We start from the raw sequence: 16,470 nt of genomic DNA on the forward strand, positions 1-16,470 counted from the left end.
TTTATTTCGCCCTGATTCGAGGAGTGCCATGGCACGCGAGAAAGCCAAGGATACGCGCAAGGACAGCCCGAAAGGACGCACCCCCAAGGCCAAGGCCAAGGACAAGCTCGCGCTGATCATCGAGAGCCCGGAAATCGCCCCGCTTGACGCGGAAGTGCGCCGCACCCGGCTGAAGACGCTGATCACGCTTGGCAAGGAGCGCGGCTACCTCACGTATGCCGAAATCAGCGACCACCTGCCGGACGATGTTGCCGACGCCGAACAGATCGAAGGCATCATCGCCACGTTCAACAACATGGGCATCCAGGTCTACGACGCGGCCCCCGCGGCCGAAGACCTGCTCATGTCGGACAACGTTGCCACCACGGTGGACGAGGATGTCGCCGAAGAAGAGGCCGAACAGGCGCTGTCGACTGTTGACTCCGAATTCGGCCGCACGACTGACCCGGTACGCATGTACATGCGCGAAATGGGCACCGTCGAGCTCCTCACCCGTGAGGGCGAAATCGAGATCGCCAAGCGCATCGAAGATGGCCTCAAGCACATGGTGCTCGCCATTGCGGCTTGCCCGACTACGATCGCGGAAATGATCGAGACCGCCGACAAGGTGATTCGCGACGAGATGCGCATCGACGAGATCGTCGATGCCGTCATCGACCCGAACGCACCGACCGAAGCGGAAGCGGCCGCGGCGGCGGCCGAGGCCGAGGAAGAAGCCGACAGCGACGACAGCGACGACGACGCCACCGATGACGACGACGACGCCGATGACGACGGCGGCGACAGTGAAGGCGCGGCCAACGCGGCCTCGCTTCTTCAATTGAAGAACGACGCCCTCGTCCGCTTTGCCGCGATCCGCGAACATTACGAAAAAATGATGGAAGTGCTGGCGAAGAACGGTTCGCAGGACAAGGCCTACCTTCAGTACCAGCAGCTGATCTCGGACGAACTGATCAACATCCGTTTCACCGCCAAGTCGATCGAGCGCCTGTGCGACTCCGTTCGTCGCATGGTCGAACAGGTCCGCGGCCACGAGCGCCACATCCTGCAGCTGTGCGTCGACCGGGCCGGCATGCCGCGGCAGCATTTCATCAAGATTTTCCCCGGGCACGAAACCGACACCGACTGGATCGAAACCGAACTCAAGTCGAACAAGAACTACGTCGACGGCCTGTCGCGAGTCTATCCTGCGATCACCGAGGAACAGCAGAAACTCCTCGATCTGCAGGCGAAGATCGGCATCCCGCTGAAGGAACTGAAGGACATCAACCGCCAGATGTCCACCGGCGAAGCCAAGATGCGTCGTGCCAAGCGCGAGATGACCGAGGCCAACCTGCGCCTGGTGATCTCGATCGCAAAGAAATACACCAACCGTGGCCTGCAGTTCCTCGACCTCATTCAGGAAGGCAACATCGGCCTGATGAAGGCCGTGGACAAGTTCGAATATCGCCGCGGTTACAAGTTCTCGACCTATGCCACCTGGTGGATCCGGCAGGCCATCACGCGCTCGATCGCCGACCAGGCACGCACCATCCGTATTCCGGTGCACATGATCGAGACCATCAACAAGATGAACCGCATCAGTCGCCAGATCCTGCAGGAAACCGGCGCCGAGCCCGATCCGGCAACGCTGGCCGAGAAGATGGAGATGCCCGAGGACAAGATCCGCAAGATCATGAAGATCTCCAAGGAGCCGATCTCCATGGAGACGCCGATTGGCGACGACGACGACTCCCATCTTGGCGACTTCATCGAGGACACCGCCACCCTGGCGCCTGCCGAAGCCGCAATGTATTCCGGCCTGCGCGACGCCACCGGCGAGGTGCTCGACTCCCTGACCCAGCGCGAAGCCAAGGTGCTGCGCATGCGTTTCGGCATCGAGATGAACACCGATCACACGCTGGAAGAAGTCGGCAAGCAGTTCGACGTCACGCGTGAGCGTATCCGTCAGATCGAAGCCAAGGCCCTGCGCAAACTGCGTCACCCGAGCCGTTCTGAGAAGCTGCGCAGCTTCCTCGACAGCGACGCCTGACCCGCACCCACCCGTCAGGACGACCTGACGGGCCAAGGGCCTCTAGCTCATGCTTGGTTAGAGCAGCGGACTCATAATCCGTTGGTGCTGGGTTCGACTCCCAGGGGGCCCACCAGTATGTTCAAGCCCTTGCACCAGGCCTCCCTGGTGCAAGGGCTATTTGCATTGAAGCGGGCAATAATCAGCGGTGCGAGCGGTACCGACGTTCGCCTGTCGCCTCCACACTCCCCTACGACAGCGCCAGCTGTTCCGGGCCGAGCGGATAGCCGATCAGATAGCCCTGCAACTCGTCGCAGCCAAGGTCAATGAGCCGGCTCCGCTGAGATTCCATCTCGACACCCTCTGCAATGACGCGCATTTCCAGGCTGTGCGCTACCGCAATGATTGCCGACACGATGGAAATCGCGCTTTCCGACTGCAGCAAGGCGCGCACGAAGCTCTGATCGATCTTCAGTGAATCGATCTTGAAATACTGCAGATAGGAAAAACTGGAGTAGCCCGTCCCGAAGTCATCGAGTGCGATCGTAATACCCAGAGCCTTCAGCCGCAGAAGCACCTCTTCGGCCTGGTCGACCTTTCCCATCAGCATGCTCTCGGTGATTTCGAGCTCCAGCAACTCGGGCGGCAGTCCCGTCTCCATGAGTACCGCAGCGACACGCTCGGGCAGATTGCCGCCGCGGAACTGCCGCACCGAAACGTTGACCGCAACCCGCACCGGTGAGCCGGCCGCCCGCCACGCGACCGCCTGTTCGCACGCGGTGCGCAAGACCCATTCGCCGATGGGTTCGATCAGGCCAAGCTCTTCAGCAACCGGAATGAATCGGGCGGGCGAGATCGCACCCAGCGTTGGATGCTCCCAGCGCAGCAGCGCCTCGACGGCGGTGCAGCGCCCATCCTGGGCACGCACCTGGGGCTGATAGACAACGCGCATTTCATTGTGATCGAGGGCATGACGCAGGCTTTGCTCGAACATCACCCTGTCGTGCACCTGCTCGTTCATTTCCGCGGTGAAGAAGCGAATCGCGTTACGGCCGGACTCCTTGGCCTGGTACAGCGCGATATCAGCGTGCTTGAGCAATGTTTCTTCGTCTTCTCCGTCCTGCGGATAGAGGCTGACACCAATGCTTGTGGTGAGGACGAAGGGCCTACCGTCGATCTCGGCCGGCGTCGACAGCACAGTCTGGAGACGGTCGAGTACGGCGTAGGCCTGCTCCTCGTTGTCCAGGTCGGGAAGCAGCACCACGAACTCGTCCCCACCTTGCCGTGCCGCAGTATCGCCGTCGCGAAGAACGTGCTTGAAGCGTTTGGCCAATTCGCACAGCAGTCGATCACCAGTGCGATGCCCAAGATCGTCATTCACGCGCTTGAAGTGGTCCAGATCCAGCACGGCCACCCCCAGTGTTGCCTTGCGCCGCCGGGCGGCAATCATTGCCTGCGACAGGCGGTCATCGAGCAGGGTGCGATTGGGCAGACCGGTAAGCGCATCGAAATGAGCCTGATGTTCCAGTTGCTGAACATGGAGCCTGCGCTCGGTTACGTCCCGGATGACGAGCACCACGCAAGAATCCATGCCGTCCGGTACATGCTCGACCCGCCACTCGGACCACATCACGGACCCGTCGCTCCGACTGCCCTCGAACTCGAAAACTGCATCACGCCCGGCCTCCAGCGCCGCCTGGAATGCCTCGACATCTTCACGCTCCAGTACGCTGAAGGCATCGGTTCCACGCCCGATGATCTCTGCGTGCGCCTTGTCCAGAATGCTCGAGGCCGCCGCATTTGCGTCGCGAACCAGATGGCGCCCGTTCTCGGCATGAAGAATGAGCACGCCGTCCCGACTGGCCTCGATGACCCGCTGACGCAGGGTAAGTGCCTTTTCCGCCATCTGCCGGGCAGCCTCCGCGCGCAGGTTCATCAACCCGTAGCCCAGATCCTCTGCCAACTCCTCGAGCAGCTTGACGCCCGCTTGATCCAGATCCGCAGCTTGCCCGGCCCAGATCGACAGGACCCCGAGCGACGTTCCCCCGCTCACGAGTGGAAATGCAATCATGGACGCGCACCCCGACTCAAATGCCGCCCGCCGCAGCGCAGGCTCGGCGAGCTCGTTCGATCTGAGATGAATATGGCGTCCCGAATCGAGCACCATGAGAACTGCCGTCGACCACCGCACCCCATCCTGTTCCAGCGCGGCGAGCAGCCGATTGGCGTCACCATCGGCAGCCGCCCGCCTGAGCGTTCCGTCGACATCGACGACATCTATGGTCGCCAACCGGTACCCCCCTGTATGCACCAGAATGCGGCAGATCGCAGTCACCAGTTCGCGTTCGGTTGACGAGTGGACAAGTGCCTCGTTGCCACGGCTCAAGGTTCGCAACGTGCGCTGCAGGCGCAGCATGGGTCGCATGACCATGCGCCGGATGGCCATGTTCAGTCCCACCGTGAGTAGCACTGCCATGACCACCAGCCACATCGTAATTTCGGCTCTAACCCGTGCAGCGCCGCGACCGAATTCGTCCACGTAGCCGCTGGCGCCGATCAACCAGCCGAGCGATTCGCTCAGCTCGAACGCGGCCAGTTTGCTGCGCGGAGCCGTTTCGTTGCGAGCCTCGTTCTGCCACGCATAGGCCAGCACCCCGCGCCCTTGCTGCAGCATCCGACTGGCAATATCGCGCCCGATATCATTCGGTTGCACCAGCGCCGTATCGCCTTGCTGAGTCGGATGAACGATGAAATTGCCGCGGTTGCGGCCATTGCTTGCATCGACCACAAAGAAATAGCCGGTATCGCCGATCACGAACTGTCTGAGCCGCTCTCGCAGCGTCTGCAAGGCCCGCGTCAAGTCGATTCCAACGACCATGGCACCGACCACGCGCCCACGACGATCGCGTGCCGGCAATACCTCAAGCAGAAAGGGCCGTTCGTCGATGGATACCAATCCTTGCCAGCGCATGCCCGCAGCGATCCTCTCCATCGATGCCCGCTCTAGCTGCAATATCGGCGCCTGCGCATCGTCGCCCCAGCGTGTCGACGAAATCACCTTGAAGCCGTCGCCCTGCGGCACCAATATCGCTGCAAGCGTGCCTTGGAGATCCTCGCCGAATCTCGACAGATCGCCAAGCCGAGCGCTGACCGGTACGCCATCGATGAGAAAATCAGCGCCGCCACGGTCATTCGCAGCGGAATAACTGCCGTGGAAACGCAAGGCCATCGAATCCGCGAGCCGCGACAGGCCGTCGGCAATCGAGGCGTACTGCGTTTCCACAAGATCGTGTGCAAGGCGGCTCAGCGCAACGAGCTCTCCTTCCGCCTCCTCGCGCGCCTGTCGCTCCAGATAGGCATCGCCTAGCACCAGAACCGGAAGCATGACGATGCCGACAATCGCCATCACGATTGCAAGAAGCCTGCCCGCGAGCTCGCCCCGAAATACGCGGATCACCCGCCCTCCGTTTGCCTGTTTTCAGCGAGCATACTACCCAATTTGGGGCGAGGACATCATCCAGATGGCAAAATGTGCGACCTATCTGACATTTGCCTGCAAATGTCATTGGTCCGCATTCTCTGCCCTCGCGTATTTTTGCGGTAAGCTCCAACGTCGTCCTGTCCCGCCCTGCCCGCCCCACGTATCATGCCTTCAGAGTTCGAGCTGATTCGCCGCTACTTTTCGCGCGCCACGTCGCATACGGATCTTGCCGGCGGTGACGATGCCGCCTTGATGCACACGCGCCCGGGAATGCAACTGGCGGTATCGACCGACCTGCTGGTGGCCGGAACCCATTTTTTCGGCGACACGGATCCGCACGGTCTGGGCTGGAAGACGCTGGCGGTCAATCTCTCGGATCTTGCCGCAATGGGAGCGGAGCCACGCTGGGCGTTTCTGGGCCTGACACTGCCCACTGTCGATGAAGGCTGGCTGTCGTCGTTCGCCGACGGTCTGTTTGCCTGCGCGTCGCGCTATGGCGTGGACATCGCCGGCGGAGACACCACCCGGGGGCCGCTTGCACTGAGCATCACCATCCTCGGCGAAGTTCCGACCGGGCTGGCGATCACCCGCTGCGGCGGCCGCGCCGGCGACGATATCTGGATCTCGGGCCAGCCCGGTCGCGCAGCGCTAGGGCTTGCCAGCCTGCAAGGCAAGGTGAGCCTGAGCACGACCGCACAAGCCGAATGCGTTGGGGCGCTGCAACGCCCAGTGCCGCGAATCGAGCTGGGGCTTGAATTGCGCACGCTTGCAAGTGCCATGCTCGACGTTTCCGACGGCCTGCTCGGTGATCTGGGACATATCGTCGAGTGCTCGGGCTGCGGCGCCATCGTCGACGTCAGCCACCTGCCGCTGCAGCCCCTTCTCGACCTCGGCGTCAGCGAAGCCAGTGCGAGGCGGAGCGTACTTGCTGGCGGCGACGACTACGAACTGCTCTTCTGCGCCCCGCCCCGGCATCGCGCCGCGCTGCGGCAACTGGCGCAGGACAGCGGCGTGGCACTCACCCGCATCGGCGAGCTTCATGAACGCGATGCCGATCTCATGCTACGAGAGGCCGACGGCCGATTGCTGGCGCCACTGTTTTCCGGATATGACCACTTTGCCTGATCCACGCCCTACCGTTCGTCTGCTCATGAGCCATCCAGCGCACTTCATCTCGCTCGGATTCGGCGCCGGCCTGTCGCCCAAGGCCCCCGGGACGGCCGGCACCCTGCTCGCGTGGGTGCTCTATCCGCTGCTGCGTGCGCCGCTGTCCGAGCCCACCTTCCTGTTCCTGCTGTGCGCGCTGTTCATCGCCGGCATTCTTGCCGCCGAGCGTACCGGTCGCGCGCTTGGCGTGTCGGATCATGGCGCCATCGTCTGGGACGAGATGGTGGCAATGTGGCTGGTGCTTGCATTCACCCCCGCCACGCTGCTGTGGCAGGCCATTGCGGTCGCGTTGTTCAGGCTCTTCGACATCACCAAACCACCGCCGATCCGCTGGGCCGACAGCAAGATCAAGGGTGGCTTTGGCGTCATGCTCGACGATCTGCTGGCCGCCGGTTTCACGCTGCTTGTTCTGGCCGTGCTGGTCAGTCTGTTCGGTGCCTGACCATGGACCATGAACTCGAACGCCTCTCTGCCCGCATCGGCGCCGCACTCGAGCGCCGCGGATGGATGCTGGGCACGGCCGAATCCTGCACCGGCGGCTGGATCGCCGAGGTCGTTACCGCCACGGCGGGCAGCTCGAACTGGTTCGATCGCGGCTTTGTCACCTACTCCAATGCGGCGAAATCCGACATGCTCGCGGTTGCCGAACACACGCTCAACCGGTACGGTGCCGTCAGCGAAGAGACCGTTGTGGAGATGGTTGCCGGTACACTGAACAAGAGCAAGGCCGACATCGCGGTGGCAGTATCGGGCGTTGCCGGCCCCGGCGGCGGCACCCCAGCCAAGCCGGTTGGCCTGGTCTGCATCGCATGGGCAGTGCGCGGCAGCCCCCCCTTCGCCACCACGCGACACTTCGACGGCGACCGCGAAGCGGTGCGTAGACAGACCGTGATTGCCGCACTTGATACGGTGGTTCAGCTTGCCGATAGCGGCAGCATCTCTGCAATCTCTGTGCCATAATTCGCATCTCACTCAGGAAGGACCACTCATGGACGACAACAAGGCCAAGGCGCTCGCCGCTGCGCTCTCGCAAATCGAGAAGCAGTTTGGCAAGGGCTCGATCATGCGGATGGGCGACGGCAGCATCGAGCGCGACATCCAGACCGTATCCACCGGCTCACTCGGGCTGGACATCGCGCTCGGCCTGGGTGGCCTGCCGCGCGGTCGGGTGGTCGAGATCTACGGTCCGGAATCGTCCGGCAAGACCACGCTGACGCTGCAGGTCATCGCCGAGATGCAAAAGCTGGGCGGCACCGCCGCGTTCATTGACGCCGAACACGCGCTGGACGTCGGTTACGCGGAGAAGCTCGGGGTCAACATCGACGACCTGCTGATTTCCCAACCCGACACCGGCGAACAGGCGCTCGAGATTGCCGACATGCTGGTGCGCTCGGGCGGCGTGGATATCGTCGTCGTCGACTCGGTCGCTGCGCTGACGCCCAAGGCTGAAATCGAAGGTGAGATGGGCGACCAACTGCCCGGCCTGCAGGCTCGCCTGATGTCGCAGGCCTTGCGCAAGCTTACCGCCAACATCAAGCGCACCAACACGCTGGTGATCTTCATCAACCAGATCCGGATGAAGATCGGCGTCATGTTCGGCAGCCCGGAGACCACCACCGGCGGCAATGCGCTCAAGTTCTACGCCTCGGTGCGCATGGACATCCGCCGTACCGGCGCCATCAAGAAGGGTGACGAGGTCGTGGGTTCGGAGACCCGGGTCAAGGTGGTCAAGAACAAGGTTGCGCCCCCGTTCAAGGAGGCGCACTTCGACATCCTCTACGGAGAGGGTATCTCCCGCGAAGGCGAAATCATCGACCTCGGCGTCACGCACAAGATCGTCGACAAGTCCGGCGCATGGTACGCCTACAACGGCGACAAGATCGGCCAGGGCAAGGACAACTCGCGCGAGTTTCTGCGCGCCAATCCCGCGCTTGCGCGCGAGATCGAGAACAAGGTTCGCGCGGCAGTCGGGCTCGACGAAATGGCCGCGATTGGCAAGACCGTGCCAATCGCGTCCGAGGCCTGATCCGGCCGCTGACGCGGTAGGAAGCGCCGATGGGCGAGCCGAGTCTGCGCGAGCGTGCGCTGCGTCATCTCGCCCGTCGCGACCATTCGCGCCAGGAACTGGCGCGCAAGCTGTCGCCCTATGGCAGTGCGGACGAAATCGAAGCCGTCCTTGATCGCATGACCGAACTCGGCCTGCAGTCCGACCCCCGCTACGCCGAGGCCTTGGTGCGGAGCAAGGCCTCACGTTACGGCTCGACCCGGCTGCGGCACGAACTGGCGCGTCGCGGCATCGAGCGTAACCTGATCGATGAGGCAATCGAGCACGAATGTGTGGTTTCCGAACTCGACCGCGCGCGTGCGGTATGGCAGTCTAGATTCGGAACCTCACCCGCGGATCGCCGTGAATGGGCGCGTCAAGCGCGCTTTCTGCAAACCCGTGGCTTTTCCACCGACGTGATCTGCAAATTGTTGAAAGAAGCCCCCGATGAGTCTGCTTAAGGTCAGCGGCCTGCAAAAGCGCTACAAGGCGCGCACCGTGGTTCATGACGTCTCGTTCGAGGTCGGCTCGGGCGAAGTCGTGGGCTTGCTTGGCCCCAACGGCGCGGGCAAGACGACCTGTTTCTACATGATTGTCGGCCTCGTCCGTGCCGATGGCGGCGAAATCGAGCTGGACGCTGCCCGCCTGACCGACTTGCCGATCCACGCGCGAGCACGCCTTGGGTTGTCCTACCTGCCGCAGGAAATGAGCGTGTTTCGCAAGCTCACCGTGGCAGAGAACATCAGGGCCGTACTCGAGCTCAGGGGTCTGGCACAGACAAAGATCGACGAGCGCCTCGAAGAACTGCTGGAGGAGCTCGGTATTGCCCATCTGCGCGACAACACGGCCATCTCACTCTCGGGTGGCGAACGACGCCGATGCGAAATCGCCCGCGCACTCGCCACCGACCCACGCCTGATCCTGCTCGACGAACCGTTCGCAGGCGTCGACCCCATCGCCGTTCTGGACATCCAGAAGATCATCCGTTTTCTCAAGGAGCGCGACATCGGCGTGCTGATTACCGATCACAACGTACGTGAGACACTAGGCATCTGCGACCGTGCCACAATCATCACCGAAGGCCGTGTACTGGCCAGCGGATTGCCGCGTGACATCATTGCAAACGAACAGGTCCGCCAGGTCTATCTTGGCGAGCATTTCCGCCTCTGACGCCGGCCTGAGCGCTCAATTCAATCCATGAAACCGACTCTTCAGCTAAAGCTCTCGCAACATCTGACGCTGACCCCGCAACTGCAGCAATCGATCAAGCTGTTGCAACTGTCGACGCTCGAGCTGAATCAGGAAATCGAGCGCTTCCTGCTCGAAAACCCGATGCTGGAACGCGAGGACGGCGACGGCAGCGACTTCGCGCCAGCAAAGCTCGGCAGCGACGCCCAGCCCGTAACCGACACCCCGCGCGAAAGCAGTCCGGACGCCACCCCCGAGGCCGATACGCGCCCCGACAACGAGAACGCGAATTTCGAAGAAGGCATGGACTGGTCGGGCACCGGTAACGGCGCGAGCAGCAAGAGCGACGACGACGAGGATACCGATTACCAGGAGTTCCAGGCGGCCGGGACCTCGTTGCGCGATCATCTCGATCAGCAGGTCGCCCTGTCGCCCCTTTCCGATCGCGACCGCCTGCTCGTGCGCTTCATCATCGAAGCGCTCGACAACGACGGCTACCTGCATCAGGAACTCGAGGACCTGCTCGAACTCCTGCCGCCGGAGCTCGACGTCGAACTCGACGACCTCGCCATTGCGCTGTGTCACGTGCAGCAACTGGAACCGGCCGGCATTGGCGCACGCACACCGCAGGAATGCCTCGGTCTGCAACTGCGGGCCATGCCTGCCTCGACCAGCCGTGACCTCGCGCTGACCATCGTCGAACAACATCTGGAGCTGCTGGCCGAGCGCAATTTTGCCAAGCTCAAACGTCTCACTGGGTGCGACGACGATGCGCTGCGCGAAGCGCATGCCCTGGTGTGCCGGCTGGACCCGCACCCGGGCTCACAGTATTCCAGCGAGGAAACGCGCTACGTTCTGCCGGACGTCGTCGTGCGCAAGCTGCGCGGACGGTGGACGGTCTCACTGAACGCCGAAGCCATGCCCCGGCTGCGCATCAACCAGCTCTATGCCAGCCTGTTGCAGCAGAACAGGGGGCAGGGCGGCGGTCTGACCGGGCAGCTGCAGGAAGCACGGTGGCTGATCAAGAACGTGCAGCAGCGTTTTGACACGATTTTGCGCGTTTCTCAGGCCATCGTTGACCAGCAACGGCAGTTCTTTGATCATGGCGAGGTGGCGATGCGGCCGCTGACGCTGAGGGAGATCGCGGACCAGCTCGAACTGCATGAATCCACCGTATCGCGTGTCACCACGCAGAAGTACATGGCGACGCCGCGCGGTGTGTTTGAACTCAAGTATTTTTTCGGCAGTCACGTCGCCACCGATACCGGTGGAGCGGCCTCATCAACGGCGATTCGCGCGCTGATTCGCCAGTTGGTCGAGGCTGAAGACAGGATCAAACCCTTGTCCGACGCGAAGATTGCCGATCTGTTGGGCCAGCAGGGTATCGTGGTCGCAAGGCGTACAATTGCCAAATACCGCGAATCACTCAATATCCCGCCGGTCAGCCTGCGCAAAACGCTTTGATAACAAGAGGAGTTACCATGAATCTCAACATCACCGGACACCACGTCGAAGTGACCCCGGCAATCCGCGACTATGTGTCGGGCAAGCTTGATCGCGTCATTCGTCATTTCGACAACGTAACCAGCGTGAACGTGATTCTTTCAGTTGAGAAACTCGACCAGAAGGCGGAAGTGACGGTACATGTGCGCGGCAAGGACATTCACGTCGAAAGCACCGATGCCGACCTCTATGCAGCCATCGACGCAATGACGGACAAGCTCGACCGCCAGGTACTGAAGTACAAGCAGAAGAGCAATGACCACCACCACGACTCCCACAAGCACCAGACTCCCGAGGCGTGACTTTTTCAATAGATCTTCGTGCGCCGGGTGAGGCTATAATCCGCCGCACTGGTGGTCCGGTGAAGTCCGGATCTGGAAGATCTTTCAGCGTGGCGTCCGCTTCGGCGGCGCTGCGCGAGCCCCGACGCGCATGAGCCTCATTTCCCAACTCCTTCCGCTTTCCAACGTAGTCGCCAGCCTCGACGCCAGCAGCAAGAAGCGCGTATTCGAGCAGGCGGGGCTACTGTTCGAAAACAATCAGGGTGTCGCCCGTAGCACGGTTTTCGACAGCCTGTTCGCCCGCGAACGTCTCGGCTCGACCGGTCTGGGACAGGGCATAGCCATTCCGCACGGACGAATCAAAGGACTCAAGGAAGCAGCCGGCGCCTTCCTGCGCCTCGATACGCCGGTTCAATTCGACGCCCCCGACGGGCGGCCGGTCAATATGCTCTTCATCCTGCTGGTGCCCGAGCAGGCCAACGAAACCCATCTCCAGTTGCTGTCGGAGCTGGCGCAGATGTTCAGTGATCGCAGCTTCCGCGAACAGCTGCTGGCCGCGCCCGATGCAGCGGCGCTCCACGCCCTGTTCTCGAACTGGGGTTCCGATGCGGCAAACGAGCGTACGGCAGCTGTATGAGGACAATCGCGTCCGCCTGCAGCTGACCCACGTCAGCGGCAGCATCGATGCGGCGTTGTCGGTTGCGGAAGAGCGCATCTGGCCAGCCGACCTCATCGGCCACCTGAACCTGATTCACCCTGCCCGACTGCAGATTCTCGGTGCGGCCGAGCTGGCTTGGGCGCAGCGCCAGTCGCGCGACAAGGTCGCCCACCACCTCAACGACATCCTGTCAGCCCATCCACCGGCCTTCATCGTCGCCGACGGTTGCGAGGTACCCAATATCGTCTATGGCGTTTGTGCGGCGCACAACGTCGGTCTGTTCATCACGCCCCAGCCTGCCGCCGGCGTCATCGACCAACTGCGTCTCTACCTCTCGCGTCAGCTTGCCGAAAAGGTCTCGCTGCACGGCGTCTTCATGGACGTGCTGGGCCTGGGCGTTTTCATTACCGGCAGCTCGGGCGCGGGTAAATCAGAGCTGGCACTCGAATTGATCTCCCGCGGCCATGGCCTCGTCGCAGACGACATCACCGAGTTCTCGCGCATCGCACCCAATGTGCTCGAAGGTCGCTGCCCCGAACTCCTGCAGGACTTCATCGAGGTCCGCGGCCTTGGCATCCTCAACATTCGCACCATCTTTGGCGAAACCGCCTGCCGGCGCAAGATGCGCCTGCGCCTGATCTGCCATCTCGAGCGCCGCCAGCCGGGTCAGGATGATCCCACTCGCCTGCCATTGCAGCGCGAACATCAGGACATACTGGGTGCCAGCATTCCCCGCGTCACCCTGCCGGTCGCGGCTGGACGCAACCTTGCCGTACTCCTTGAGGCGGCCGTGCGGTCCACCATCCTGCAGCTTCGCGGCGTGGACTCGACGCAGGAGTTCATCGAGCGGCAGATTCTCCAGCTCGAGCGCAATGCGCCGGACGCGCCGTCGGCGACAGACGACGTTTGAACTGACGTACCTTGCCACAACGATGATTCCGGTCCCGCACTTGCCGCGGCGCCGCATCGACTGATACCCTCGTCCTCTTTACCGCAGTGTCTTGAACACAAAGCCCACGCCATGACCGCCGCCAGCCCGGATTATCTGGAACGTATCCTCAACGCCCAGGTGTACGACGTCGCCATCGAGACCCCCCTGGACTTCGCCAGCAATCTCTCTGCCCGAATTCACAATCAGGTGTATTTCAAGCGTGAAGACATGCAGCCGGTTTTCAGCTTCAAGCTGCGCGGCGCCTACAACAAGATGGTCAAGCTCTCGCCCCAGGCCCTGCAACGAGGCGTGATCTGTGCCTCGGCGGGAAACCATGCCCAGGGCGTGGCGCTGTCGGCACAGAAACTTGGTGCGCGTGCGGTGATCGTCATGCCCAGCACCACGCCCCAGATCAAGATTGATGCCGTGAAGTCGCGCGGCGCGGAGGTGGTGCTTGCGGGCGAATCGTTCTCCGAAGCGTACACGCATGCCGTGGAGCTGGAGAAGTCGGAGAAGCTGACTTTCGTGCACCCCTTCGACGACCCCGACGTGATCGCAGGCCAGGGCACCATCGGCATGGAAATCCTGCGCGCACATCCGAAGCCGATCCACGCGGTGTTCTGCTGTGTCGGCGGAGGCGGGTTGATTGCCGGCGTCGCGGCCTATATCAAGCGTCTGCGCCCCGAAACCCGGATCATCGGCGTTGAGGCGGTCGACGCCGATGCCATGACCCGATCGCTGGCCGCGGGCAAGCGCGTCGTGCTCGACCAGGTCGGCATCTTTGCCGACGGCGCTGCCGTGAAGGAGGTCGGCAGCGAGACCTTCCGCCTGTGCCAACAATACGTCGACGAAATGATCCTCGTCGATAACGATGCCATCTGTGCAGCGATCAAGGACGTGTTCGAGGATACCCGCTCCATTCTCGAGCCGGCCGGCGCACTCGCCGTCGCCGGCGCCAAGGAATATGCCCGCCGTCACAAGCTGCGCGACAAGCATCTGGTCGCCGTGGCCTCGGGTGCGAACATGAACTTCGATCGTTTGCGATTCGTGGCCGAACGCGCAGAACTGGGCGAACAGCGCGAAGCCGTTCTCGCCGTGACCATTCCCGAGCAGCCCGGCTCGTTCCGCAAGTTCTGCAGTCTGCTGGGCAACCGCAATATCACCGAGTTCAACTATCGCTACGCCGACGCCGAACGCGCCCACATCTTTGTTGGCGTCACCGTCCACAATCGCGGAGAGGCGACCCGGCTGGTCGAGATGCTCGAGCGCCATTCGCTTCCAGCGGTCGATCTGACCGAGGATGAACTGGCCAAGACGCACATCCGATACATGGTCGGGGGACGTGCGCCGCAGGCGGACAACGAGTCGATCTATCGATTCACCTTCCCCGAACGACCCGGGGCATTGACCAATTTTCTCGGCACCCTGCAGTCAGACTGGAATATCAGCCTGTTCCACTATCGTAATCACGGTGCGGACTTTGGACGCGTGCTCGTCGGCATGCAGGTTCCGCCGGAAGACGGAGCGGCCTTTGACGCATTTCTGCGGCGCCTGGGCTACGAGTACGTAGACGAAACCAGTAACCCGGCATACCGCATGTTCCTTTCCTGACCAGTGTGATTTGGGCGTCGTGGGCCGGTCCACTGTTAACTCAGCGCTTGAGTTCTTACGTCTTTTGTAATAGAAATCAGCAGTAGCCCAGCGTACTTGAGTCCCGCAAATCAACGCTTGCGGTTTCTCACGCGCCACGGCCAGGAATGTCCCGAATCGCGGCAACATTAAGGCACTGCGTGACCTGCCCCAGCCCCCTTCGCCCTATTGGATGGATTTGCGCACTGATCGGTGTGCTCATGACGTTCGCCGTCGGCTCCACCGCTGAAGCCGATCAAAGCCGACTTGAGCGCATCCAGGCCGAAAAGCGCCTGCGAGTCTGCATCTGGCCCGACTATTACGGCATCTCCTTCCGCTCGCCCGCGACTCAGGAATTGCGGGGCCTCGACATTGATCTTGCGCTTGAACTCGGCAGGGAACTGCGGGTCAGCACGCAGTTCATCGACAGCAGTTTCGCGCGCCTGAGCGAGGACGTCCTGAACGACCGCTGCGACGTTGCGATGTTTGCCGTTGGCGTCACAGCAGCGCGGGCGGAGAGGTTGCGTTTTACCACGCCACACCTCGCCAGCGACATCTACGCGGTCACCACCCGCAACCATCCGCGCATCGCGCACTGGGACGATATCGACCAACCCGGCGTTGTCGTCGCCGTCACCAAGGGCACGCTCCAGGAAAATGTCATGCATGCGAAACTGCGCCATGCCCGACTACTGGTGCTCGACTCTCCCCATGCGCGAGAGAATGCCGTAGAGTCGGGGCAAGCCGACGTATTCATGGCAGACTACCCATACAGCATGCACATGGAGCACGACGTCTCCTGGGCGCGGGTCGTCAGACCCGTGGCAAGCTACCACGTCACACCCTATGCATGGGCCATCGCGCCGGGCGACGAGCGTTGGTTAGAGCGCCTTGACCGCTTTCTCGCTGCAATCAAGCGCGACGGTCGCCTGTTGACCGCTGCACGCCGGCATGGCCTGGAGCCTATCGTCGTCACGCGTTGACGCTTTGCACGGGCGTGGCAAAAGCGCCCGCCTCGGTCACGAGCCAGTCCATGGCGCGGTCGTGTTGCTGTGGCAGTACGGAATCGACCCTGCCCAACTCGAACCCGACACCAATGGCCTGCAAACGCTTTGCCGCCAGGGTGCGGTCAAAGTAGCCACCGCCGTATCCGAGCCTGAAACCGCCGGCATCGAAGGCGTTCAGCGGAACCAGTACCACATCGGGCAAAACGGTAACGCCAGCGACGGGAAAAGGAATACCATGCCGGTCGGCCTGCATCGTTGCGCCCGGCGTCCACGCACGGAACACCAGCGGTGCATCCTTCTCCAACACCACCGGGAGTGCGGCGAGCCTGCCCTCACCGGCGCCGAGCCAGCGTGTTACCCAGGCCCTGAGATCGGGCTCGGCGCGGTATGGCCAGCAAAAGGCGAGAGACCGCGGTCGCAATTGTTCGACAAGACCATCGAGATGACCCTCGATGGCGCGCTCCATCACAGCGCGCACCTCGGACGGCAGCGCTTCGCGGGCCACCAGGGCCCGATCGCGCATGAGACGGCGGCGGCGCTGAACGTCTGCTGTAGGAGCGGGGAAAAGTG

Annotated in this window: 15 protein-coding genes and 1 tRNA gene; 14 read left to right on the plus strand and 2 right to left on the minus strand. The window is 62.4% G+C overall.

Annotated elements, in window-relative coordinates:
• The first annotated feature begins 28 nt into the window (after positions 1–28).
• Positions 29–2,032 (plus strand): RNA polymerase sigma factor RpoD, encoded by a 2,004-nt coding sequence (rpoD, locus tag J5J83_RS09960; protein WP_212348625.1) that lies wholly within the window; start codon positions 29–31, stop codon positions 2,030–2,032.
• Positions 2,033–2,068: 36 nt separating this feature from the next.
• Positions 2,069–2,147: transfer RNA gene (locus tag J5J83_RS09965), tRNA-Ile, on the plus strand.
• Positions 2,148–2,261: 114 nt separating this feature from the next.
• Here the strand turns inward: J5J83_RS09965 and J5J83_RS09970 are convergent.
• Positions 2,262–5,468, minus strand: coding sequence for an EAL domain-containing protein (locus J5J83_RS09970; RefSeq protein WP_212348628.1), 3,207 nt, complete (start codon positions 5,466–5,468; stop codon positions 2,262–2,264).
• A gap of 189 nt (positions 5,469–5,657) precedes the next feature.
• Between J5J83_RS09970 and thiL the strand changes: the two genes are divergently transcribed.
• The 12 genes from thiL to J5J83_RS10030 all read left to right on the plus strand — a co-directional run bounded on the left by thiL (position 5,658) and on the right by J5J83_RS10030 (position 15,876).
• Positions 5,658–6,617, plus strand: a complete 960-nt coding sequence (thiL, locus tag J5J83_RS09975; RefSeq protein ID WP_212348631.1) for a thiamine-phosphate kinase — start codon at positions 5,658–5,660, stop codon at positions 6,615–6,617.
• A 25-nt stretch (positions 6,618–6,642) separates the two neighbouring features.
• Entirely contained in the window at positions 6,643–7,101 is a 459-nt protein-coding gene (locus J5J83_RS09980) for a phosphatidylglycerophosphatase A (RefSeq protein WP_249115672.1), read from the plus strand.
• Between the two features lie 2 nt (positions 7,102–7,103).
• The gene (locus J5J83_RS09985) at positions 7,104–7,619 is read left to right on the plus strand and encodes a nicotinamide-nucleotide amidohydrolase family protein (protein ID WP_212348637.1); all 516 of its coding nucleotides are present in this window, start codon (positions 7,104–7,106) and stop codon (positions 7,617–7,619) included.
• 28 nt (positions 7,620–7,647) lie between these two features.
• Complete coding sequence (recA, locus tag J5J83_RS09990; protein ID WP_212348640.1) at positions 7,648–8,685, plus strand: recombinase RecA; 1,038 nt, start codon at positions 7,648–7,650, stop codon at positions 8,683–8,685.
• 29 nt (positions 8,686–8,714) lie between these two features.
• Entirely contained in the window at positions 8,715–9,164 is a 450-nt protein-coding gene (gene recX, locus J5J83_RS09995; protein ID WP_212348643.1) for a recombination regulator RecX, read from the plus strand.
• Positions 9,151–9,873 carry an LPS export ABC transporter ATP-binding protein gene (gene lptB / locus J5J83_RS10000; RefSeq protein WP_212348646.1) on the plus strand — a complete coding sequence of 241 codons (723 nt, stop codon included), beginning with the start codon at positions 9,151–9,153 and terminating at the stop codon, positions 9,871–9,873. Before recX ends, lptB begins: the two co-directional genes overlap by 14 nt.
• A gap of 27 nt (positions 9,874–9,900) precedes the next feature.
• Complete coding sequence (locus J5J83_RS10005; protein ID WP_212348649.1) at positions 9,901–11,355, plus strand: RNA polymerase factor sigma-54; 1,455 nt, start codon at positions 9,901–9,903, stop codon at positions 11,353–11,355.
• 17 nt (positions 11,356–11,372) lie between these two features.
• Entirely contained in the window at positions 11,373–11,696 is a 324-nt protein-coding gene (gene raiA, locus J5J83_RS10010) for a ribosome-associated translation inhibitor RaiA (protein ID WP_212348652.1), read from the plus strand.
• 130 nt (positions 11,697–11,826) lie between these two features.
• Positions 11,827–12,312 carry a PTS IIA-like nitrogen regulatory protein PtsN gene (ptsN, locus tag J5J83_RS10015; protein ID WP_212348656.1) on the plus strand — a complete coding sequence of 162 codons (486 nt, stop codon included), beginning with the start codon at positions 11,827–11,829 and terminating at the stop codon, positions 12,310–12,312.
• Positions 12,281–13,243 (plus strand): HPr(Ser) kinase/phosphatase, encoded by a 963-nt coding sequence (gene hprK / locus J5J83_RS10020; protein ID WP_212348659.1) that lies wholly within the window; start codon positions 12,281–12,283, stop codon positions 13,241–13,243. The genes ptsN and hprK overlap by 32 nt, the downstream gene beginning before the upstream one ends.
• Before the next feature lie 111 nt (positions 13,244–13,354).
• Complete coding sequence (gene ilvA / locus J5J83_RS10025) at positions 13,355–14,875, plus strand: threonine ammonia-lyase, biosynthetic (protein ID WP_212348662.1); 1,521 nt, start codon at positions 13,355–13,357, stop codon at positions 14,873–14,875.
• A 239-nt stretch (positions 14,876–15,114) separates the two neighbouring features.
• Positions 15,115–15,876: an ABC transporter substrate-binding protein gene (locus tag J5J83_RS10030; protein ID WP_249115673.1), complete on the plus strand. Its 762-nt coding sequence runs from the start codon at positions 15,115–15,117 to the stop codon at positions 15,874–15,876.
• Here J5J83_RS10030 and J5J83_RS10035 read toward each other — a convergent pair.
• Positions 15,866–16,423, minus strand: coding sequence for a 5-formyltetrahydrofolate cyclo-ligase (locus J5J83_RS10035; protein ID WP_212348668.1), 558 nt, complete (start codon positions 16,421–16,423; stop codon positions 15,866–15,868). The genes J5J83_RS10030 and J5J83_RS10035 overlap by 11 nt on opposite strands.
• Positions 16,424–16,470: the final 47 nt, after the last annotated feature.

This window comes from Azoarcus sp. L1K30 (genome assembly GCF_018122735.1).
Lineage (GTDB): Bacteria > Pseudomonadota > Gammaproteobacteria > Burkholderiales > Rhodocyclaceae > Parazoarcus.